The sequence below is a fragment of the Ensifer sp. M14 genome (assembly GCF_003355565.1).
Classification (GTDB): domain Bacteria; phylum Pseudomonadota; class Alphaproteobacteria; order Rhizobiales; family Rhizobiaceae; genus Ensifer.
In genome coordinates this window covers 364,577-386,380 of record NZ_QJNR01000014.1, presented here as the reverse complement: position 1 = coordinate 386,380, position 21,804 = coordinate 364,577, and the positions used below count along the sequence as shown (strand labels likewise).

Annotated in this window: 19 protein-coding genes; 4 read left to right on the top strand and 15 right to left on the bottom strand. The window is 62.4% G+C overall.

Annotated features, from left to right (window positions below; genetic code table 11):
• From repB to BLJAPNOD_RS30315, 8 genes are all read right to left on the bottom strand, one after another.
• Entirely contained in the window at nucleotides 1–1,059 is a 1,059-nt protein-coding gene (gene repB, locus BLJAPNOD_RS30350; RefSeq protein WP_115422510.1) for a plasmid partitioning protein RepB, read from the bottom strand.
• A gap of 4 nt (nucleotides 1,060–1,063) precedes the next feature.
• Nucleotides 1,064–2,317 carry a plasmid partitioning protein RepA gene (gene repA / locus BLJAPNOD_RS30345; protein ID WP_115422745.1) on the bottom strand — a complete coding sequence of 418 codons (1,254 nt, stop codon included), beginning with the start codon at nucleotides 2,315–2,317 and terminating at the stop codon, nucleotides 1,064–1,066.
• A gap of 277 nt (nucleotides 2,318–2,594) precedes the next feature.
• Nucleotides 2,595–4,034 carry a M20 family metallopeptidase gene (locus tag BLJAPNOD_RS30340; protein ID WP_115422509.1) on the bottom strand — a complete coding sequence of 480 codons (1,440 nt, stop codon included), beginning with the start codon at nucleotides 4,032–4,034 and terminating at the stop codon, nucleotides 2,595–2,597.
• Between the two features lie 114 nt (nucleotides 4,035–4,148).
• Entirely contained in the window at nucleotides 4,149–5,693 is a 1,545-nt protein-coding gene (locus BLJAPNOD_RS30335; protein WP_115422508.1) for an ABC transporter substrate-binding protein, read from the bottom strand.
• Nucleotides 5,694–5,746: 53 nt separating this feature from the next.
• Nucleotides 5,747–6,604, bottom strand: coding sequence for a serine hydrolase (locus BLJAPNOD_RS30330; RefSeq protein WP_115422507.1), 858 nt, complete (start codon nucleotides 6,602–6,604; stop codon nucleotides 5,747–5,749).
• A 1-nt stretch (nucleotide 6,605) separates the two neighbouring features.
• A complete protein-coding gene (locus tag BLJAPNOD_RS30325; protein ID WP_115422506.1) occupies nucleotides 6,606–8,234 on the bottom strand; it encodes an ABC transporter ATP-binding protein in 1,629 nt (542 codons plus the stop codon).
• Nucleotides 8,231–9,049: an ABC transporter permease gene (locus BLJAPNOD_RS30320; protein WP_115422505.1), complete on the bottom strand. Its 819-nt coding sequence runs from the start codon at nucleotides 9,047–9,049 to the stop codon at nucleotides 8,231–8,233. The genes BLJAPNOD_RS30325 and BLJAPNOD_RS30320 overlap by 4 nt, the downstream gene beginning before the upstream one ends.
• Nucleotides 9,046–9,990: an ABC transporter permease gene (locus BLJAPNOD_RS30315; RefSeq protein WP_115422504.1), complete on the bottom strand. Its 945-nt coding sequence runs from the start codon at nucleotides 9,988–9,990 to the stop codon at nucleotides 9,046–9,048. The genes BLJAPNOD_RS30320 and BLJAPNOD_RS30315 overlap by 4 nt, the downstream gene beginning before the upstream one ends.
• Nucleotides 9,991–10,405: 415 nt before the next feature.
• Between BLJAPNOD_RS30315 and BLJAPNOD_RS35255 the strand changes: the two genes are divergently transcribed.
• Nucleotides 10,406–10,822 (top strand): hypothetical protein, encoded by a 417-nt coding sequence (locus BLJAPNOD_RS35255; RefSeq protein WP_147294611.1) that lies wholly within the window; start codon nucleotides 10,406–10,408, stop codon nucleotides 10,820–10,822.
• Here BLJAPNOD_RS35255 and BLJAPNOD_RS30305 read toward each other — a convergent pair whose 3' ends face one another.
• The 4 genes from BLJAPNOD_RS30305 to BLJAPNOD_RS30290 all read right to left on the bottom strand — a co-directional run bounded on the left by BLJAPNOD_RS30305 (nucleotide 10,823) and on the right by BLJAPNOD_RS30290 (nucleotide 14,084).
• Nucleotides 10,823–11,953, bottom strand: a complete 1,131-nt coding sequence (locus BLJAPNOD_RS30305) for an FAD-dependent oxidoreductase (protein ID WP_115422502.1) — start codon at nucleotides 11,951–11,953, stop codon at nucleotides 10,823–10,825.
• 51 nt (nucleotides 11,954–12,004) lie between these two features.
• Nucleotides 12,005–12,493, bottom strand: coding sequence for a GAF domain-containing protein (locus BLJAPNOD_RS30300; protein WP_115422501.1), 489 nt, complete (start codon nucleotides 12,491–12,493; stop codon nucleotides 12,005–12,007).
• Nucleotides 12,494–12,587: 94 nt separating this feature from the next.
• Entirely contained in the window at nucleotides 12,588–13,490 is a 903-nt protein-coding gene (locus BLJAPNOD_RS30295) for a LysR family transcriptional regulator (RefSeq protein WP_077505303.1), read from the bottom strand.
• Between the two features lie 207 nt (nucleotides 13,491–13,697).
• Nucleotides 13,698–14,084 (bottom strand): hypothetical protein, encoded by a 387-nt coding sequence (locus tag BLJAPNOD_RS30290; protein WP_077505305.1) that lies wholly within the window; start codon nucleotides 14,082–14,084, stop codon nucleotides 13,698–13,700.
• Nucleotides 14,085–14,475: 391 nt separating this feature from the next.
• Here BLJAPNOD_RS30290 and BLJAPNOD_RS30285 point away from each other — a divergent pair, with 391 nt between their 5' ends.
• Nucleotides 14,476–15,693, top strand: coding sequence for an SfnB family sulfur acquisition oxidoreductase (locus BLJAPNOD_RS30285; RefSeq protein WP_115422500.1), 1,218 nt, complete (start codon nucleotides 14,476–14,478; stop codon nucleotides 15,691–15,693).
• A 136-nt stretch (nucleotides 15,694–15,829) separates the two neighbouring features.
• Here BLJAPNOD_RS30285 and BLJAPNOD_RS30280 read toward each other — a convergent pair whose 3' ends face one another.
• The 3 genes from BLJAPNOD_RS30280 to BLJAPNOD_RS30270 form a co-directional block, all read right to left on the bottom strand.
• Nucleotides 15,830–17,056, bottom strand: a complete 1,227-nt coding sequence (locus tag BLJAPNOD_RS30280; RefSeq protein ID WP_115422499.1) for an acyl-CoA dehydrogenase family protein — start codon at nucleotides 17,054–17,056, stop codon at nucleotides 15,830–15,832.
• Between the two features lie 137 nt (nucleotides 17,057–17,193).
• Nucleotides 17,194–17,652, bottom strand: coding sequence for an Rrf2 family transcriptional regulator (locus BLJAPNOD_RS30275; protein WP_077505311.1), 459 nt, complete (start codon nucleotides 17,650–17,652; stop codon nucleotides 17,194–17,196).
• Between the two features lie 251 nt (nucleotides 17,653–17,903).
• Nucleotides 17,904–18,947, bottom strand: coding sequence for a substrate-binding domain-containing protein (locus tag BLJAPNOD_RS30270; protein ID WP_115422498.1), 1,044 nt, complete (start codon nucleotides 18,945–18,947; stop codon nucleotides 17,904–17,906).
• Nucleotides 18,948–19,298: 351 nt separating this feature from the next.
• Between BLJAPNOD_RS30270 and BLJAPNOD_RS30265 the strand changes: the two genes are divergently transcribed.
• Both BLJAPNOD_RS30265 and BLJAPNOD_RS30260 read left to right on the top strand, forming a co-directional pair.
• Nucleotides 19,299–20,774, top strand: a complete 1,476-nt coding sequence (locus BLJAPNOD_RS30265; RefSeq protein WP_115422497.1) for a sugar ABC transporter ATP-binding protein — start codon at nucleotides 19,299–19,301, stop codon at nucleotides 20,772–20,774.
• 3 nt (nucleotides 20,775–20,777) lie between these two features.
• On the top strand, nucleotides 20,778–21,800 hold the full coding sequence (locus BLJAPNOD_RS30260; protein ID WP_115422496.1) for an ABC transporter permease: 1,023 nt from the start codon (nucleotides 20,778–20,780) through the stop codon (nucleotides 21,798–21,800).
• The last annotated feature ends 4 nt before the right edge of the window (nucleotides 21,801–21,804 follow it).

Genomic DNA, 21,804 nt, shown 5'->3' with positions numbered 1-21,804 from the left:
TTAGCTCCGGCGCGCAGCCGCGAAAGCGGCGTGATGCCTGGACAGAAGCTCGATCGCCTCGTCGACAAAAGCCGGGCTCACATCGGCCGAAAACTCGATCCTGGCGCTCTTGCCATCGCGCTTCAGCTTGGCGAAGGCCCTGCCGTTGTCGTCGACGAGAACCTCGGGCTTCGCCGTATCCTGCTTTTCCGTGCGCGACAGTCGCGCAAAGACGAACTGGAAGCGCTGATCGCTGTCGGCTTCAAGGAAACGCCTCAATCCAATCTCTTCCTGCGCCTTCTGCCGAGCCGGCTCGCCCTCGAGCATCGCACCGATCGCCATCCAGCGTTCGCGGCCGACCTTGGGCGCCGGACCGATCGCCCGCGCGATTGGCAGCGGAACGCTTTCGGCAACCTGGATCAGCCGCGACAATTCGCTCTTCTGGACGGCAAGCGCATCGCCGATAACCTTGCGATCGAAGCCGCGCTCGGCCAGCGCCGAGGCAAACAGCGCCCGCTCGATGAACGACAGGTTGCGGCGCTCGGCGTTTTCCTTGCCTTGCGCCAGCACAAGTTCGTCATCGGTCAAGGGCCGAATGATGGCCTTGACCTTGATGCCGAGGCTGCGGACGGCGTTCAGTCGACGGTGGCCATAGGCGGTCTGATAGCGGCCGTGTTTTTCGGGGTGCGGGCGCACCAGGATGGGCGACTGCTGGCCGTTCTCGCGAATGCTGTCGCCGAGAGCCAGGAAGTCCGGATCGTCGAGCTCGCCGTCGGTCAGTCGGTCGCCGACAAAGGAGGCGTCCACCAGATCGGGATCGAGTTCCACGACCCGTTCGCCCTGATGCAGCGCCTCGCGCAGCGACCGGGCTTCCTCGGCCTCACGCGTGATGCTGCCAAGCGAAAGCCCCATGGCCTTGATGGCGCCCGATGCCGCCCGAGGTGTTTCGGCAGGCTGAGGTACGGCTTTCGGGCCTGCCGCCTCGGCGGGAGTGGCCAAATTCTGCTCAGCTGCGGGCGCGGCCGGTGTTACGTTTCCGGAGAAGAGTGCACGCAGTTCGTTCTTGCGGTTGCCAGCCATGTCTTTAGCGCCCCCAGGCCGCATGAATGAGAGCTTCGATCTCGCCGTTGACGGCGTTCAAGGATTCGATCGCGCGGTCATAGGTGGCGCGCGTGAAATTTTCCCGGCCCACTTCGTAGAGCGTCTGCTTGGTGAGACCAGCATCGGAAACGGCGGTCGACTTGACCATCGCCGAGGTCAGGACGCGGTCGCCGAACAGCGAGCGCATGAAACCGACGATCTGCGCCTGCGGGCCATCGTTCGGCTCGAAGCGGGTGACGAGATAGCGCAGGAAGTCGAAGTTGAGTTCGCCGCCCGCCTCGCGCACGACGCTCAGCAAGTCCGAGGTCATGTAGAGGAACTGGTTCATCGACGCTACGTCGAGCATCTGCGGATGCACGGTGACCAGCACCGACGTCGAGGCGCAAAGCGCCGACAGCGTGAGATAGCCGAGCTGCGGCGGGCAGTCGATGACAACGACGTCGTAGTCGTCGGCAACGCTTGCCAGTGCCGCCTGGACCCGCGCGAAGAACAACGGGCCGGCCTCCGAGCCATTGTGGCGGGCGCTGAGCGCCTGCGGCGTCGTGTGCTCGAACTCCTGCAGTTCCAGATTGCCGGGCACCAGGTCGAGCCCGTCGAAATAGGTCGGCCGGATGATGTCCTTCAGCGGCCGCGCTTCGGCGTCGTAGCGGATGGCGCCATAGAGCGTGTCGTTGCCGGTGAGGTCCAGCTCCGGCTGGTAGCCGAACAGGGCCGAGAGCGATGCCTGCGGGTCGAGGTCGACGGCCAGAACCCGGTGTCCGGTCATGGCGAGATATTGCGCAATGTGCACAGACGAGGTGGTCTTGCCGGAGCCGCCCTTGAAGTTGGTGACCGAGATCACCTGCAGATGTTCGCCGCGCTCGCGGTCACGCCATTTCAGGTAGCTGCGCGCCTTGGCGGCATTACCCTTGGCAAGCGCCTGCTCGGCAAGGTGGCGGCGGAGCGCATTGATGTCGGAGAGCGAATAGGAGCGGCGGCCGCCGGTGCCGGTGTCAGGCTGCGGCCCCTCGCCCGCGAGCGAAAGCTGGCGGAGATAGCCGTCGGAGACACCGATCAGCTTTGCCGCTTCGCCTGAGGTGAAGCTGCGAAGGGTCTTCATCGCGGTCGGCGGAAACAGCCGCTCCCGCATTGCCTTCAGTTGTTCGGAAAGGGCGCGCGCATCGGCAGCAATCGCTTCATCGGCCGGCTGCCGGGCGTGGGAAAGATCCGTCTCGGGTCGTGTCTGTGTTACCGTCATATCCATTCCCGCCGTGCTCCTTGCGTGTCTTCCCGCATGGTTCACGTCGGGAAGCACTAACAGAGATTTAATTCAGATACGCCTAAATGGCTCATATTCACAAAATTCCGTAACAGTGATGCCGGAGACAATGATTCGCGTCAAGGCGTCGAGCCGAATTCGAACTTGCCGGCGAACACAATCCCCTGTTGTCGCGAGGCGAAGGAAACAAGAAAGCCGCCGACCCGAGGGCGGCGGCTTCGCTGGAAGATCACAAGATAGCAATGTCGCCAGATGATCAGAGCTTGGGGCCGATATGGTCCGGGATCGGGCATTGGTAGGGTTTGCCCTCGGTCTTTTCCCGCCACTCGGCCTTTGCGCGCGCCAACAGGTCCGGATCGAGGATGAGATCGAGGCCGGTCGTTGCCAGCGACTTGGCGGCATGGGCGAACGCCTTGTGTGCCGCCGGGCTCTTGCCCTGCGCCACCACCTGCCAGGTGTGCGGCGCAGTGCCGATCGCCCAGGCAGGCGCCCAGCATTGCGCCGTCGGCGTCACCCAGCTGACATCGCCGACATCGGTGGAACCGGCACGAAAATGCGACTGGCCCTCGAAATCACGAAGACCGAGGTGCAGGCCGCTCGTTCCGTCCATGCGGCTGTTGGAGAAGACATCGCCCTTGATCTGGTAAAGCCTGATGCTGCTGGAGATTGCTTCGGGCGTCATGGTCTTCTGGATCGCGCGCGCGAAATCAAGGTCGGCCTCATCGAACGGAACCGGTCCGAGCGCCACCATATTCTGATGGATCGCCGTTTCCAGCGTGATGTTTGGCAGGAGATTGGTGGCGGCGCGATCAAAGACGATCTCGACCTCCGTCTCGGTCATCATGGCCGCGCCCCTGGCGACCTTGTCGATGCGGGCAGCCAGTGTCAGCGCTTCCGGCATCTGCGGTGCACGTACGAGATAGAGAGCTTCGGCCCTCGCCTGAACGACGTTGGCCGCCTTGCCGCCGGCGTCCGTGATCGCATAGTGCACGCGGCAATCCTGCGGCATGTGCTCGCGCAGGAAGTTGACGCCGATGTTCATCAGTTCCAGTGCATCGAGGGCGCTTCGCCCAAGGTGAGCGCCATTCGAAGCATGTGCTGCGATCCCCTTGAAGCGATAGTAGATTTCGAGGACGGCAAGGTTGTTGGTCGAACGCACCCCATTGAACGGCGCCGGATGCCAGGTGAGTGCGGTATCGACATCGGCAAAGGCGCCCGCACGCGCCATGAACGTCTTGCCCGAGCCGCCTTCTTCGCCGGGGCAGCCATAGTAGCGGACCGTTCCCGGTAGATTGTTTTCGCGGAGATAACGGGCCAGCGCGACGGCCGCAAGCAGCGACCCGGTGCCGAGCAGATTGTGGCCACATCCATGTCCGGTGGCGCCGTCCTCAAGGGGCTTTGCCTCGGCCAAACCGGCGATCTGGCTCAAGCCCGCAAGCGCGTCGAACTCGCCGAGCAGAGCAATGACCGGACCGCCTTCGCCCGTTTCGCCGGTAAAGGCCGTTTCGATATCGGCCGTTCCCCGCGATATGCGAAACCCGTGCTTCTCCAGCATCGCTATCTGCGTTGCCGCCGACTTGTGCTCGCGGAAGCTCAGTTCGGCATAGTCCCAGATCGCATCGCTCATCGCTGCGAATTCGGGCTTCAACGCCTCCACGATGTCGGAAAGAGCGGCGACGACGGATGGCTGGGGCATAGATATTCCTCTTGCGGGCGACATGGCGCCGGCCGCATTGGCATTTCTGTCTTCAGGTGGAGAGTGGCGGCACGGATGCCGCCACTTAGGGTGCAATGGGGGACCGGCGTCGCCTTAGTCGTCGAGCGTGACTTCCCAGAGCCGGGTGTTCGACTGCCACACGGGCTCGCCGTGCAGCTTCTTCGTCGCGCCCCAGATGTCGACCATGTCGTACATGAAGATCCCCGGGACTTCCTCGAGCATCAGCTTGTGGAACTCGTCGAAGATAGCCTGGCGCTTTGCCTGGTCGGCCTCGACATAGGCCGCCTTCATCAGTTCGATCGCCTTCGGATTATCCCACATCAGCGAGGCGTTCTTGTCCTTGTTGCCGACGTAGAAGCTGTACATCAGCGCCGGATCGAGACGCGGAGCCACGGACTGCGAAATCACCTGGTAGTTGCCGGAGCGGCGACGGTCGACCTGGGTCGCATAGTCGAGCACCTCGATCTGCACGTTGAGACCAACCTGTTGCATCATCGCCTGGGCGACGACGGCCGCCGGGAAGCTCGGCACGTTGCCGCGCTTGTTGGCGATGATGGTGATCGGCTCGCCGTTGTAGCCGGCATCCGCCAGATCCTTCTTGGCCTTTTCCAGGTCCATCGGGATCTTCGTCTTCTGGGCATCCGAATAAAAGATCGAGTCTGCCGAAACCATCGAGCCATTGGCCTCGCCGGTTCCGTTCGAGACGGCGGCAACCAGCTGGTCGAGGTCGAGTGCTTCGGCCATGGCGCGGCGTACGGCGACGTTGCTCAGCACCTTGTCGCGCGTTTGGAAGTACAGGAGGTTCTTGCCGTTGTTGCGCTTGACGATGAGCTGCATCGTCTCGCTGTCCTTGAATTCCGAGATCAGGTCGGCGGAGACTTCGGCGGTGTCGAGCGCACCCGAAAGCAGGCCGGTCTTCACCGTCGATGCATCGGGAATGACCATGAACTTGAGGCCGTCGACCAAGGGCCGCTTGGAGCCGACCATGCCATCCGGCTTGCCGTCATTGGCCGGCGAAACATAGGCTTCGTTCTTTTCGAGACGGACATATTCGCCCTTCTTCCACTCGGCCCATTTGAACGGGCCGGTACCGACGGGCGCGACGAAGGCGCCGTCAGCGCCAACGGAGTCCTTGGCGATGATGCCGGTATAGCCGCATTCCGGACGCGCCATCAGGCCGAGGAAGACCGCCGAGGGCTTTTCAATCGTCATCGTCACCGTGGTCGGATCGACGGCCGTCACGGCCGAAACCTTGCTGGTCTTGCTGCCGTCGAAATCACCGGCGCAGGTCCACTTGGTGTCGGCGGCCATGTAGCGGTTCCAGTTCCAGACGACGTCGTCGGCCGTCACCGCATTGCCATTGTGGAACTTGACGTCATCGCGGAGCTTGAAGGTATAGGTCAGGCCGTCCGGCGACACCTCGAAGCTCTTGGCAACGAGTGGCTTGACCTCGCCGTTCTCGGCGTAGCCGACGAGGCCCTCGACGATATGGAAGATCACGGAATCGGTGTTGCCGTCGCGGTTGACGCCCGGAACGTTGCTGCGGATATCGGAGCTCTGCGCGACGACGAGGTCACGCGCTTCGGCAAAGCCGATCGCACTCATCAGCATGGTGCCGGCAAGGAAAATGTTCTTCATGGTTCCACTCTTCTCCAGTTGTTTCTTGTTGGTTTGTTGCGGTTGATTTCGGCTCAGAACGCGTCCCAGCAGGCCTTGGACAACAGTCCGATGGTTTCGAGCGCAATGGTGTAGCCGGGCGTACCGTCGGCCATCACATGCGGCACGGCGTCGGTGAAGACGGCAATGCCGTAGAGCGGCCTGTTGTCGCGATAGACGAGGCCCGTATCCATTCGCCCGCGCTTGCCGCGGCCGGACTTGCTGGCAACAACCGCCTCGAAAGGCAGGCGCGAACGGATGCCGTAGCGCAGCACCTGGTTCTTCAGGGTCTGCAGCGCGAAGCGGCAGAGCTCGACTGAGGTGCCGAGACGGGCAGCGGCGGCCTCATCGTCCTCAGCGGCGAGGATCAGTTCGAGCAGCAGGATCTGGTCACCAGGCGTCGTCGTCGTGACTTCGCCCAGCGAATGGTCGGGTTTGAGGCCAAGCGGCGGGATCAGCAAACGGTGGTGGGTGCCGGCCATGCCGATCGCCTTGCAGTAGCTGTCGACCTCTTCCAGCGTCAGCCGCTCCAGCACCATCTTGGTGCAGACGTTGTCGCTCAAGACCATCATGCCAACGATGGCGTCGCGCAACGAAATGACGATGCCCGGCGTCATGTAGCGGAACATGCCGCTCGCGACCTCGTGCTTCAGCCGCTCCTCGTAGGTGATGGCTGAATCGAGATCGAGCCGGCCCTCATGCGCCGCCTTCAGCGCCGCCATCATGATCGAGGTCTTGCGCGTGCTGGCCGACGGCGTCTCTTCGTTTTCACCCCGACCAATGGCCTCGCCGGTCTGGAGGTTGCGGACGAGAAAACGGGTGATGAACGGCTGGGCGTCGGCAATCGCGTGAAGCTGTTCGGAAATGGTGGCGGTTTTGGTCGCGACAGTCATATCAGGCCTCCAGGCGCCATTTGAGGGTAACGCCGCCCGTCTGGTTGAGGTCGAGCGCCGGGATCGCCGAAAGCAGCTTGCGCGTATAGGCCTCCTGCGGCTGGTCGAAAATCCGGTCGCGATCGCCCTGTTCGACGATGCGGCCGTCCTGCATGACGATCACCCGGTCGGCGACCTGCTCGACGACGCCGAGATCGTGGCTGATGAACAGGCAGGAAAAGCCGTAGCGTTTCTGCAGGTCGGAAAAGAGTTCGAGCACCTGCGCGCGCACCGTCACGTCGAGCGCCGAGACCGGTTCGTCGGCGATCAGGAATTTCGGCCGCCGGGCGATCGCCCGCGCAATGGCGACGCGCTGGCGCTGGCCCCCTGAAAGCTCGTGCGGATAGCGGCTGGAAAAATCGCCGCCAAGGCCAACTTCTTCGAGCGTTTCCAATGCCCGCTTGCGCTTGGCCGCGCCGTCGAGATCGGGAACCAGCCGCAGCGCCTCTTCGACCAGCGCCTGAATGCTCATGCGCGGGTCAAGTGAGGAATACGGGTCCTGGAAGACCATCTGACAATTCAGCCTGTAATCGCGCCAGTCGGCACTGCGCTCACGTCCCTGGAAGAGGATTTCGCCTTCGGTCTGCTGGACGAGACCGGCGATCGTGCGCCCGAGCGTCGTCTTGCCCGAACCGGAGCCGCCGACAAGGGCGACGACTTCGCCGACATGAATGTCGACGCTAACACCGTGCAGCGCGCGCTTCGGCGCCTGCTTGCGGAAAAGCCCTTTGCGGCCGGGATATTCGACCACGATATTGCGCGCCGAAACCATCGGCGTCCGGGACATATCGAGCTTGCGCGGTGCGGCACGAAACGGCAGCGAAGACAGGAGCTTGCGGGTATAGGGATGTTCCGGGGCGCTGAGGATATCCACGGTCGTGCCCTGTTCGACGATCACGCCCTTTTCCATGACGACGAAACGGTTGGTGTAGCGCGCCACCATCGGCAGATCGTGGCTGATCAGCAGAACCGCCGTGCCTTCCGCCTTGGTGAGTTCGACCATCAGCTCCATGACGTCGCGCTGCACCACGGCGTCGAGCGCCGTCGTCGGCTCGTCGGCAATCAGTAGAGCCGGCTTCAAGAGCATGACGGAGGCGAGCATGATGCGCTGGCGCATGCCGCCGGAAAACTCGTGCGGGTAGGCGGCGAGCGCCCGCTCCGGCTCGCGCAGGCCAACGCGCTTCAGCATGTCGAGAATGGCGGCCCGACGTTCGTCGGCGTTCTTCTTGGTATGCAGGATCAGACCTTCTTCCAGCTGCCGGCCGATGGTCATCGACGGGTTGAGCGAGGTCATCGGTTCCTGGAACACGACGCCGATCTCGCCGCCGCGCAACTGCCTGAGATCGCGGTCCTTCATCGACAGGACATCCCGCCCGCGGTAGCTGATCGTGCCACCGGCGTGGCGCACGGCCGGCGGGATCAGGCCGATGATGGCGCGGGTCGCGAGCGTCTTGCCGGAACCGGATTCGCCGACAATACCGACGATTTCGCCCGCACCGACGTCGAAGCTGACATTCTTCACCACCTGGTTGCCATTGTGGGCAACGGCCAGCGACAGGTCGCGAACACTGAGAAGGGAACTGCCGGTCATTTCAGGCCTCGCATGCGGGGGTCGAGCTTGTCGCGGAGCGCGTCGCCAAGAAGGTTGATGCCGAGCAATGTCAGCGCGATACAGAGACCCGGGAAGAAGCCGAGCCAGACGGCCTGCTCGATGAACGGACGACCGGCAGCCAGCATGTTGCCCCAGGTCGGCGCTGGTGGCGGTACGCCGAGGCCGAGGAACGACAGCGCACTTTCCGACAGGATGGCCCAGCCGAACATCGAGGTCGCAAGCACGGTGATCGGTGCCAGGCAGTTGGGCAGGATGTGGCGCAGCATGGTGTAGATCTCGCCATTGCCCATGACGCGAGAGGCCTCGATGAACTCGCGTTCGCGCAGCGACAGAACGGCGCCGCGCACGACGCGCGCCATCGATGGCGTGTAGGCGATACCGAGCGCGAAGATGATGCCGTACTGGTTGGCACCGAAGACCGCGAGTAGCCCGAGCGCCAGAAGGATGCCCGGAAAAGCGAGCAACGCGTTGTTGACGGCCATGATGACGCCATCGACCCAGCCGCGGGCATAGCCGCTGACAAGGCCGATCAGCGTGCCGCAGACGACGGCGAAGGCAACCGTCAGACAGCCGATCCAGACGCTGGCGCGGGCGCCGATCATCAGCCGGCTGGCAACGTCGCGGCCGAACTCGTCGGTGCCGAGCCAATTCTGCGGACCGGGCGCTGCCAGACGCGAGGTAAAGCCGAGTGCTGAGGGATCGTAGGGCGTCCAGAACACGCCGATCAGCGCGGTGATGACGAGCGCGGCAATGAGGCCGCCGCCGATGACGCCGTTGAAAGTGAGCTTTCTCATTCTGCCACCACCCGCGGATCGAAGAGAGGATAGAGAAGGTCGACCACGAGGTTGACGACGACATAGGAGAAGGCGACCAAAAGCAGGCAGCCCTGGATCACCGGGTAATCGCGCTGGAAGATGCTGTCGACCATCAGGCGGCCGAGCCCCGGGATGGTAAAGACCGTCTCGATCACGGCGATGCCGCCGAGCAGGTTTCCGAGGATCAGGCCGATCATCGTCCAGGTCGGGCCGAACGCATTTTTGAAGGCATGCTTCCAGAGAACGGCACTTTCCGACAGGCCTTTGGCGCGGGCGTGGGTGATGTAGTCGAGCCGGAGGACTTCCAGCGTCGAGGCGCGTGCCATGCGGATGATCACGCCCATTTCATGGATGACCAGCGTCATGACCGGCAGGACGAGGTAGAGAAGGCCCGCCGTCCAGTTTTCCGAAATCGGTACGTAACCAAGCACCGGCAGCCAGCCGAGTTTCAGGCCGAAGGCGAGCAGCAGCAGCAGGCCGAGCCAGAAGGTCGGGATCGACAGAAGCACGGTGGCCGTGCCGACCAGAGCCAGGTCCGTCAGGCTGTTCTGCCGCCATGCGGCGATGACGCCGGCCGGAACCGCGATCAGGCTTGCCAGGAACACGGCGATGACGACGATCTCGGCGCTCACCATGAAGCGGCTCAGCACCAGGTGAAGGACCGGCTCGTCGGTGATGATCGAACGGCCGAAGTCGCCCGACAGGATGTTGCCGGCCCAGATGACGAACTGCTCGGGAATGCTGCGGTCGAGACCGAGCACGCTGCGCATTTCGGCGATCTGCTGCGGCTCGGCCATATCGCCGAGCATCAGTGCGGCCGGATCGCCGGGAATGAGACGGATGAGCGTGAAGACGGCAATCGAGACGATGACGATCGTCGGTATCGCCATCACGAGACGATTGAGAATGAATTTGATCATGGGTTCCCCGTACTGAGAACAGCCTGGCGCGACATCGCGATTCGGCCCTCCTGCCGGCTTTTCTTGACATGACTATGATCGAATGGAAAAAACTGCGCAATATTATGAGGATTCGTCATAGCTCTATGACGAAGGGATGACATTGGTTCGGTCAACGGACCGATCCACTCGCAGCCTCATGCGAGACCAGACGCCGGTCGCGCCGCGGCACGGTCGATCACGCCATCACGCTCCACGGCAGCGAAGGGAAATTGAACGCCGGCAACCTGGAATCAGGGCTGTGGGGTCCGCAGCACCATGGTCGCTTACGGCTGCCGGCTTACGTCACCAGCGGATGTTGAGACCGATCTTAAGGTCGGGAAACCGGTGGCCGCCCCGCGGTGTCCGGGCGCTCACCGCAGATGCGATACCGGCCGTGAACAAGCCGATGACGATGACGGCAACCATAAACCGCGCTGTCATGGCGGCCGGTCGGCGCTTCTTCGGCGTTGCCTGCAACATCATCCGCAACCCTATCCTTCGCATCACCTTCGAGGGCGACCAGACGAAATCTCCGGTGCGCTGCCTGGTGAACGCGAAATGCCCTGAGCATCAAGCCGCGTCGACAGGAGTATTGTCCCACAATCTCGGCCGCCTTGGCTCGGCGCCCGGCTCTTCAAAGCGCCCTTGGGAATCACCTCTAAGCTATGACGCAACGTCCGGCTCAAGCGGTATTTTTGGGCGGATATCGGAGCCTATCGCCGCTGGTCAGCGCCGTGACGTGGCGGAATGGGCCGGGCAGTCCCCTTACAGCGTGACAACGCCGATACCCGAAGATTGCACCAGCGGGTGATCAGAGCAGATGAAGCTGTTCGGCGAGCTCGCGGGCGGCGGCACCGCCTGCCCGGTTTGCACCGATGGTGGACGCCGACGGGCCATAACCCACGAGATGAATTCTCGGATCCTTCGCCACCTGTGTCGCAAGACGGCCGGTCATCAGGATACCGCCGTCGGTATTTCGCAGCTGCAGCGGCGCCAGATGGTCGAGCGCGCTTCGAAAGCCGGTGCTCCAGAGAATGACGTCGACGGCGAGTTCGCGTCCGTCCTGCCAGCGAACACCACGCTCGGTGATCTCGGCAAACATCGGCTGGCGATCGAGCGCACCGCGGGCACGGGCCGCAAGAACCGCCGGCGTCACCGGAATGCCGGTCACCGAGACGACTGAGCCCGGCGGCAAGCCACGGCGGACGCGATCTTCGACCATAGCGACCGCCGCGCGCCCGACTTCGGGCGTAAACGGCTCTTCGCGGAACGCAGGCTCTTCGCGCGTGACCCAGGTGGTCGACGTCACCTGCGATATTTCGTCGAGCAGCTGGATCGCTGAGATGCCGCCACCGACCACCAGCACGCGCTGGCCTGCAAACGCATCCGCGGTCCGGTAGTCCTTGGTGTGTAACTGGCGACCCCTGAAAAGGTCGGCACCCGGATAGGGCGGGATATAGGGCGCTTCCCAGGTGCCGGTGGCGTTGATGATGCCGCGGGCGGCATAGACGCCGGCATCCGTCTCGACCCTGAACCGTTCGCCCCGCTCGCACACCACCTTGACGGCAACCGGCCGCCGGACCGGAAGGTCGAATGCCTTCTCGTAGGCGCCATAATACTGCGGAACCGCAACGGCGGCGTGGACTTCGCCCTTGCTCGTGTCGACGGCATCGGCGAATTTCATGCCGGGAAGATCGTGAATGCCGTTGACGGTGCTCAGCGTCAGCGACGGCCAGCGGAACTGCCAGGCGCCGCCCGGCTGTGGCGACCGGTCGATGACGACGTATTGCATCTGCGGCGACAGCCCAAGCCGGCTGAGATGGTAGGCCGAAGACAGGCCCGCTTGTCCGGCGCCAATGACGACGATGTCGATCTTGCGGGCGACGCGCGCATGCGTCTCGGACTCGGCGGTGGGCGCAACGGCATCTTGGATATCTGTCATTGCGTGATCAAGGCCAAGAGGCGGTCAGTCCCTGACACACGGCAAGCACCTTCAGCCGATCGCCGCGGCGAAGATCGCGGCCAGTTTTTCGATCCCGGCCTGATCGTCGCGGTCGAAGCGCGCGGGTTCGGGACTGTCGAGATCGATGACGCCGAACACCCTCCCATGACGCCAGACAGGAACCACGAGTTCGGAGCGTGACGCAGCATCGCAGGCGATGTGCCCAGGAAAGGCGTGCACATCCTCTACGAGGATCGACTGTCCTTCCTTCACGGCAGTGCCGCAGACGCCGCGACCGACCGGAATGCGCACGCAGGCTGGTTTGCCCTGGAACGGTCCGAGCACCAGTTCGTCATCGGTATCGAGGAGATAGAAGCCGGCCCAATTGAGACCGGGCATCGTCTGGAACATCAGCGCCGAGGTGTTGGCGGCGTTGGCAATCATATTGGGCTCACCCTGCAGCAGGGCTTCGAGTTGTTGCGCCAGCTCCCTGTAGAATTCGGTCTTGTCGCCGGTGTCGATTGCGGCTGCCTGGAACATGGTCTCGTCACTCTCTCATCGCATGAACAGGCAATGTAGTGTCGCGCCCGACATTTTGCCAATTGCAGCACATCTGTCCCGACGATTTGGATGCTCACGGCTGCTGTGAAGCGGCGACTTGTCTTTTGAGGCAATCGATCATCGCCTGCGCAGCAATCGACAGGGGCACGCCTGCAGCGGTTGCGACACCGAAGTCCTGCGTCAGATGCGGTGAAAAACTCCGGATCTCGATCGGCAGATGCCGATGCAAATTGGCGAAAAAGCTGCTGATGATCGCAACGCCCAGGTCGTGGGCCGCGTAGGCGCAGGCCGAGCTGTTGCTGTGCGTCTCGATCCTGACCTTCTGCGGCACGCCTGCCTTGCGAAAGATCTCGTCGAGCATGACCCGGGTCGGCCGGCGGCGGCCGATCAGGATCAGCGGTATGCCTCTAAGCTCTTTCGGGGTGACATGGTCGAGTGCCGTCAATGGATGGTTCTTCGCCATGACGCAGACGCTGACGCCGCCCGCCACCGGCTGCATCTCGAGGCTGGCGCTCAGTTGCCCCTCATAGCGCAGGAAGCCGAAATCGATGACGCGTTGTTCGACGAGGCGGGCGATCGCGACGGTCGTATCGAAAAAGGTTTCGACGCGCACGCCTGGGAAATCCTTGGCATAATCTGCCAGCATCGCCGGCGCAAAACTCTCCGACATGCTGTTCGGCAGACCGATGCGCACGACCTCGGGGCCGACGGCGCCGCTGCGGAGATCCTGGGCGAGATTGGTGAAGCGATCGATCCCGAGCAGAATATGCTCGGCATCCTCCGACAGCTTGAGCGCCTCCGGCGTCGGGATCAGTCGGCCCTTGTCGCGGGCAAACAGCGTCAGCGACAGATCCTCCTCCAGCTGCTGAAGAAGGCGGCTGACACCGGACTGGCTGAGCCCCATGGTCTTTGCCGCCGCAATCGTGGAGCCGGTGGCAAGCAGCGTGCGCAACACTTCCAATTGTCGAAAATTCATGCCGACCCACCATCCCCGTCGCCGTCGTCACTTTTGTGTTTACGAAAAGGCGGAGGAACTAGGAAGCGGTATTCGGTTTGCCTGCAGCCAGCGGCGGCGCGGCGAGATGCCGCCAACGGGTGCACGGTTCGGATGAAGAGGAAAGGATCCATGCGCGGGCCGAAGAGCACGCCTGCACTCTCCGGCCCGTTTGGATTGCTTCGCCGGTCAGACGTCGACGTGCAGAGATGGCTTGAAACGTTCGGCAAAGACCTCGATCGAACCTCGGCCGTAACGACGCAACTGCCGCTTGGTCAGAACGGACATGACGCGCGCCGCCGTCGAAAACGTCATCGCATCGAGTGGACCGTCGCCAATCCAGGGTTTGCTCAACCGATCGGTGACGATGCCGATCATGTTTGCAGGCATGATGTCGGTGCAAGGTTTCATCCAGTCGAACACGACCCTGATCGGCAGCAACTTGCCTTCAAACGAAACCACGGGTTCAGGCATCCCCTCGCCCCAATCATCATAGGCCTCAAGCGCATCTCGAAAGAGATTTTGCAGGATGATGGAGGCATGCCCTTCATGAAGAGCGGGCAGCAAATTCGTCATTTGTGTCTCCTTCAGTGGTTAAGGCCGGGAAACGCGAATGGCCAATACTGTCAGCATGTATTTGTCATCGTGCCGTGTGGCCGGTACTTTGACGACCACACAATCGGTAGACTGCAGGCCATGGCGAAATGCAAAAGTGCGGCAATGGTTCCGAGCGACCGCCAACTTTTTCGACTTTTCTTGCGGGTGCGACGTTCAAGTAGATGGATGCCATGCGCGATCGGCAGCCGTTTTGCGCCTCGTTTTTCGCTACCGGCTTGAAAATGCCGACCATTCATCAAAGTGTGAGGAACGAAAAACTAATATCCACATATTCCATAGAATATACGATCTTACCTGACGACGCTAGATAATTCACAGATATGCGCCACTATCGACATGGAGCAATCACATGGGGACGATCTCGCAGCTTTCCGAGAAGACAAAGCTCTCGGCACACCGGATCGCAAGCGAGGAAGAGGCGCTGCAAATCGCCCGAGACCTCGCGCGCGAATTTGCCAAACGCTCAAACGAGCGCGACACCGACCGGATCCTGCCCTTCGACGAACTCGACACCCTCTCCCAATCGGGGCTGCTCGCAATCACCGTGCCATCCGACTATGACGGCATTGACGTTTCCAACGCGGTACTGGCGGAGATTACCGCCATCCTGTCGGAGGCTGACAGTTCGATCGGCCAGATCCCGCAGAACCATTTCTATATCCTAGAGGCGCTGCGCACCGACGGCACGGAAGAGCAGAAGAAATTCTTCTTCGGGCGAGCGCTCGCCGGCGACCGCTTCGGCAATGCGCTTTCCGAGAAGGACACGAAAACCGTCGGCGACTATGCCACCCGCCTGACGCCTGACGGTCTCGGGCACCGCCTCAACGGCCGCAAGTTCTACTCGACCGGCGTGCTCTTTGCCGAATGGGTTGTGGTGTTCGCGCTCGATCCGGACGAGAAACTCACCATGTCCTTCGTGCCACGCAGCGCCGAGGGCCTGCAGATCATCGACGACTGGGACGGCTTTGGCCAGCGCACCACGGGCAGCGGCACCACGGTGCTGCAGAATGTCTACGTGACGGCCGACGCAGTCGTGCGCCACCACCGCGGCTTCGAACGGCCGACGACGATCGGTTCCGTCGGCCAGATCATCCATGCCGGCATCGATCTCGGCATCGCGCGCGCCGCCTTCGCCGAAACGCTGGATTTCGTGCGCAACCGTGCGCGCCCCTGGATGGACAGCGGCGTCGAACGGGCGGCGGACGATCCGCTGACGATCGCCCGCGTCGGACAGATTGCGATCCGTCTCGAGGCGGCGACCGCCATTGTCGAGCGCGCCGGCAAGAAGGTCGATATCGCCCAGATAAACGGCACCGAGGAAAGCGTCATCGAGGCAACTTTGGCCGTCGCCGCCGCCAAAGTTCTGACGACAGAAATCGCTCTCGAAGCCAGCAACACGCTGTTCGAACTCGCGGGCACTTCATCCACCCGCATAGGTCTCAATCTCGACCGGCACTGGCGCAATGCCCGCACCCACACGCTGCACGATCCCGTGCGCTGGAAGTATCACGTCGTCGGCAACTACCACCTGAACGGCGTCACGCCGCCGAAGAACGGCGCGCTCTGACACCGTGACTTAACAACACCGTTGCTTTGAGATCCGCCAAATCCTAGGCCAAACGAAAAGGACCGCCCGGAAAGTTCGGGCGGTCCTTTTCGTTTGGCAATGCGCGATATTTACGATCCGGCCGCGCTGCATTCGATCAGCTATACAGGCTGACCGCCGGGATACGGTCATTCAGCGCAAAGTCGCCAACCTCGCGCGCCTTGTAGAAGACCGGGTCGTGCAGGGTGTGGGTGCGGACGTTGCGCCAATATCTGTCGAAACCATAATGAGCGGCCGTGGCGCGCGCGCCCATCAGTTCGAAGACCTTGGCCGTCACATCGAGCGTCACATGGGTGGCGTTGACCTTGGCGGCATAGGCCTCGATCGCAGCTTCTCCACGCTCACGCTCGGTCACGGACCTGCCCTTTGACAGCGCGGCCTCGACCGCACTTGCCGCCACGTCAGCCAGTGCGACGGACGCTTTCAAAGCGGCCTGCAATTCGCCGACACGTTCGAGAATGTGGGCGTCCTCGCTGGCGCGTGAAACGCCGGACGTGATCCAGGGACGCGTCGTGGTTCTGACATAGTCGAGTGCCGCGGCCAGCGCGCCTTCCGCCGTGCCGAGATAGAAGTTGACGAAGACCAGCTGGATCAGCGGCGTGTTAAACGTCGCCTGCACCTGGGGCGGATCGAACGGTTCGGCAAGCGGCAGAATGAAATCACGGTCGTAGACCGGAAAATCGCGAAACTCGACGCTGCCGCTATCGGACAGGCGCTGGCCGATATTGTCCCAATCGTCATGGGCGACGTAACCCGGACGATCCGTCGGCACGACGAAATTGGCGATCTTGCCCTCGAGCGTCGCGTTGACGTTGATGCGATCGGAAACATGCGCGCCGGTCGAAAACGTCTTGCGACCGTTGAGGACATAATGGCCGCCGCGCCGCTCGAGCACCAGTCCGGGATCCCGCGGGTTGACGGCAGCACCCCAGTAGAGTTGTCGCTCGACGGTCTCGGCGCCAAGCACCCAGGCCTGCCTCGCATCGGCAGCCGCCCAGTAGACATACTGGCTGTTGACATAGTGATAACCGAGCAGCTGGCCGATAGAGCTTTCGCCACGCGAGATGATCCGGACGAGACGCAACCCATCAAGCCAGCTCAAGCCCGCTCCGCCGATTTCCGGGGCGTGCAGTGCCGTCAGCAGACCTGCTTGGCGCAGCGCTTCGATTTCGTCGCGTGGCGGCAAGCCCAGGCGATCAAGATCGGCGCCGCGTTGCGCAAACTGGCTCGAAAGCTCGGTCGCCTGCGCAAACAGATGCTGGCGCTTTTCTTCCTGTTCGGTATTGGCCGGTTCGGGTTCCCGGAGGAAATGCACGTTGCTCATTCGCCTCTCCATGTGATTGAGGCAGAATAGTGCATGTATTCTATAGACAATAACAGCAAATGATTTTCAACTCAGACCGGCGAACGGGAAAGTCCTACCCGTGATCGCCGGCAAGACGGCCCATAATCTTGGGAACGTCAGCCCACTTCGGCGTCTCTGAGCGCGACGATCTCGGTGCCGTTGTCGTTGGCTGCAAACTGTTCGAGCGTCATATTGTCGAGGATCGACGCCACCGCATCACGCACGTCGCTCATCGATTTGCGCACGTGACAGTTGACCGGGTCGGAACAGTCATCACAGGCTTCGAACGCGGTGCGGCTGGCGCAGCGGATCGGGGCCAGCGGCCCGTCCAGCGTGCGGATGACCTGACCGATGCGGATATCGGATGCTGGTCTCGAAAGCGAATAGCCGCCGCCCGGACCCTTCTTCGAGCGCAGGATGCCCGCGTTGCGAAGTTCGAGCAGGATCGCGTCGAGGAATTTCTTCGGAATATTGTTGCGGGTGGCGATTTCGGTGATGAATGCGGTTTCGCCGGGCTCCAGTTGAGCCAGGTCGACAAGAGCCTTCAGCCCGTATTTACCCTTCTTGGTCAACATTGCACTTCGCTTTCCTGAACACAAAGGCCGCCACAAGTCCGTTCCGCACCGACGTTGGTATCACCGGAGGCAACAGGTTTTGACGGCCGCACTGTTTCACTTAAGATGCCATACACCCAAACCGGGTCACTCTCAAGAAATTACGTAAGTTTCTGCATAGATTTTGTGAATTTTATTGTCGAATTCAAGGCAACGAAGCAAAGATTTGCTTGCAGACGGGTTGCTTCAACCCAAATGACGATGCGACACGATCAAAAAAGCTTCGCCGGGATCCAGTCGGCAGTGACCGCGTCACTGGCGCTGAAAGCCGGGACTTTCGCCGCCAGATCCTCGATCGTCTTCACGCCGGCCTGGCGCAGGGCCTCCTGGGTTAGTAGCGCCGGCTTGACGAGGATCTGTTTCGGCACATCCTGACCGGCGATCTTGAGTGCCACAGCACGCACCGAGACCGCGCCGACAACCGCCGGGTTGGTGGCAACGGTCGCCACCCAGGGACTACCCTCCTCGACGATCTCCTGGATATCGGCGGTCGAAACATCGGCGGAGTAGATCTTCAACTTGTCAGTGATGCCGAGATCCGCGGCTGCGAGCTTCACGCCACGGGCGAACTCGTCATAGGGGGCGAAGACCACCGATATATCCGGGTTGGCCGAGAACGCGGCCTTTGCCTGATCTGCCGTGCTCGTTGCCGTGGTGTCGCTGACATTGCCGAAGCGGGCCTTCTCGACCACCTCAGGATTGTCCGTCTTGAACTTGTCCCAGACCTCATTGCGACGGTCGAGCGGCGCGAAGCCGGCGACATAGACGTAACCGGCCTTGAAGCTCGTGCCGTTATCCTTGACGGCCTGCTCCAGCGCCAGCCGCGCCAGTTCATGGTCGCTCTGTTCCACCTGCGGCACGGCAGGATTGTTCAGATTGACGTCGAAGGCCACCACCTTCACACCCGCATCGACCGCCTGCTGCACGACATCGCCGAGCGATTCCGGCAGGCCGTGGTCGACGACGATGCCCTGGACGCCGAGATTGATCGCCTGCTGGACCTGCTCGCGCTGTTCCGCAGCATTTTGCTTACCGGGAAAGACGCGCAGATCGATGCCGAGCGCCTTGGCCTGCGCCTCGGCTCCGGCCTGATAGGCCTGGAAGAAATCACCCGATGAAATGTAGGAAATGAGCGCCACCTTCACTCCGCCCTTGTCGAAGGGCGCCGGCGCGCCGTCCAGCCCTGCAGCCGAAGCACCCCCCGCAAATCCCAAAGCCATGAGCGCTGTCGTCGCGCGTTTCAAACCGTACCGCATTGTCGATCTCCTGTTGATCTCAACCCTTGCAGCTGACCATCAGCCGTCGACATCATGGTATAATCTACAATTTTCATGTACAATAAAGACATTCCAATCCCTAAGCCTCCAGAGGAACGCCTTGCTCACAACGGCCGGTCTGGCGGCAGAAGTTGCGTAGCGGGCCGCCGAAGATGAAATGGCTGAGGAACGCCTTCGGATGAATATTCCGATTATTGCGCAAGCCAGGGATATTTTTGCGACATATTAGCGGATGTTTGGCACCCGCTTTCGTTTGTTGCGCTGTTCTTATCTACTGAAAATGCATATTTTTCGACCTTGATTGCCGCGCAGTGACGAATTGGTTTAGCAATGCCCCTCCTCCGCATCGACGGACTTGCCCATGCTTTCGGGCCAACGAAGGCGCTTGCCGGAGCCTCCCTTGAGATTAGCTCCGGCGAAATCGTCGCTCTCATGGGCGCAAACGGCGCCGGAAAATCGACCCTCGTCAATGCGCTTGCGGGAACGCTGACACCCGACCACGGAACGATAACGCTCGCGGGTCGCGCCTATGCTCCCCGCTCGCCTGCCGAGGCGACAGAAGCGGGCGTCGTGACCGTGCACCAGTCGACCGAGCGCGTCGGAGCGCCGGGGCTATCCGTCGCCGACGCACTGCTGCTGCATGCGTATGCCGACGGTTCGGCCCCCTTCTTCCTCAGCCGTTCCGCTGTTCGCCGCAAGGCCGCGGCCATGCTTGAGAACGCCGGGTTCGCACTGCCGCTGGACCGGGACTTTGCCGATTTGACGGCAGCCGATCGTCAGCTCGTCGCCATTGCCCGCGCCCTGTCGCGCCAAGCGTCTCTGCTGATCCTGGATGAGCCGACAGCGAGCATTTCGGGACGAGAGTCCGAGCGGCTCTACACGATCCTCAGGCGCCTCCGTGACGACGGCCTGGCGATCCTGTTCATCTCGCACCGCATTGCCGACCTCAATGCCCTTGCCGACCGCGCCGTCGTCATGCGCGGCGGCACGGTTGTTGGAGAATTCGCCCGACCCATCGACTTCGATCGCGCCGTCGAGACGATGATTGGCCGCCCCTTGCGCGCCGCCCGGCCGGATGCGCGTTCCTTTCAGGGCGCGCCGGTGCTGGAGTTGGCCGGTGTCCAGCTCGTGGCCGGCAGCACTCCGTTCGACCTCAAACTTCATCCCGGCGAAGTGGTCGCCGTCACAGGTGTGCTTGGCGCCGGCAAGAGCCGTTTGCTGCAGACAATCTTTGGTACGCGGCCCCTTGCAGCCGGCACGATGAGGCTCGACGGCAAGACCTACCGACCGGCCACGCCCACCAATGCGATCCAGTCAGGTATCTTCATGGCCGGCGAAGATCGCCACCGCTCGTCGCTGATGCCGTCCGATTGGCCGGGCAGCAATCTTGCGCCGACGATCAGCCTGCCGCATCTCGCGAAGTGGTATCCGCTCGGCTTCCTCCTCGGTTCACGCGAAAAACAAGAGGCGCAGCACGCCATCGATACACTCGGTATCAAGGCAAGCGGTCCCGAGGCGCCGATGACGTCACTTTCCGGCGGCAACCAGCAAAAGGTGATCCTCGGTCGATGGAATGCCGAGCCAAGCCGCGTGCTTTTGCTCGACGAGCCTTTTCAGGGCGTCGATGTCGGCGCCCGTCACGACATCATCACCGCGATCCGCGCCAACACCGAGCGCGCCACCCTGATCGCCACGTCGGACCCGGAAGAAGCGCTGGAAGTTGCCGACCGAATTCTGATCATCGACCACCACACTTTGACGCCGGCTCTCAGAGCCGGGCAGTCGGCGCAAGCAATCGAGGCCTGACGGATGACGACCATCAACAGCGAAAACCAAAGCCCGGTCAGTGAACGCGTCAGCGCCGCCATCCGCGCCAGCGCCGTCTTCATTCTGCTCATCGTCATGGTCGCAGGCTTCGCGATCGCCCAGCCCGCCTATATCAACGTCACCAACCTGATGAGCATTCTGCAGGCCGTTTCCGTCGTCGCGATCCTGGGCGCCGGCGTGACGCTCACCCTTGCCGTCGGCGGCTTCGACCTGTCGATCGGGGCCGTCGCCGCATCGAGTGTCATGGCCGCCAGCTATTCGATGATCGTCTGGGGCCTCGGCGTCTACGAAACGGTGCCGCTGGTGCTCCTGTTCGGCGCGCTGGTCGGCCTCGTCAACGCCTTCCTGATCGTGCGCCTGCGCGTACCCGACCTGCTGGCGACACTGGCGATGATGTTTCTCCTGACCGGCCTGCAACTGATCCCGACAGCCGGGCGCTCGATTTCGGCCGGGCTGATCCTTCCCGACGGCTCCACGGCAACGGGTGCCTACGATCCGGCATTCCTGCTGATCGGACGCTCTAGCTTCTTCGGCGTCGTGCCCGCCCCCGTCGTCATCATGGCGCTTGTCGCGATCGTCCTCTTCGTGCTGACCGAGCGCACCCGCCTCGGCCGCCTGTTGTTTGCGACCGGCGGCAACGAGCTTGCAACCCGGCTCGCCGGTGCCTCGGTGCCTCGGCTGAAGACGCTGGCCTATGTGCTTTCGGGCACGCTCGCCTCGCTCGGCGGCATCATTGTCGCTGCCCGGGTCGGTCGCGGCGACGTCTCGTCAGGTGCCTCTTTGCTGATGGATTCCGTCGCCGCCGCGCTGATCGGCTTTGCCGTTCTCGGCCTGCGCCGCCCGAATGTCTTCGGCACCATCGTCGGCGCCGTCTTCGTCGGCCTTCTTCTCAACGGCCTGACGATGCTGAACGCCCCCTATTACACCCAGGACTTCGTCAAGGGTGCCGTGCTCGTCGGCGCGCTCGCGCTTACCTACGGCCTCGGCCGCAGCCAGGCGCGCTGACCAT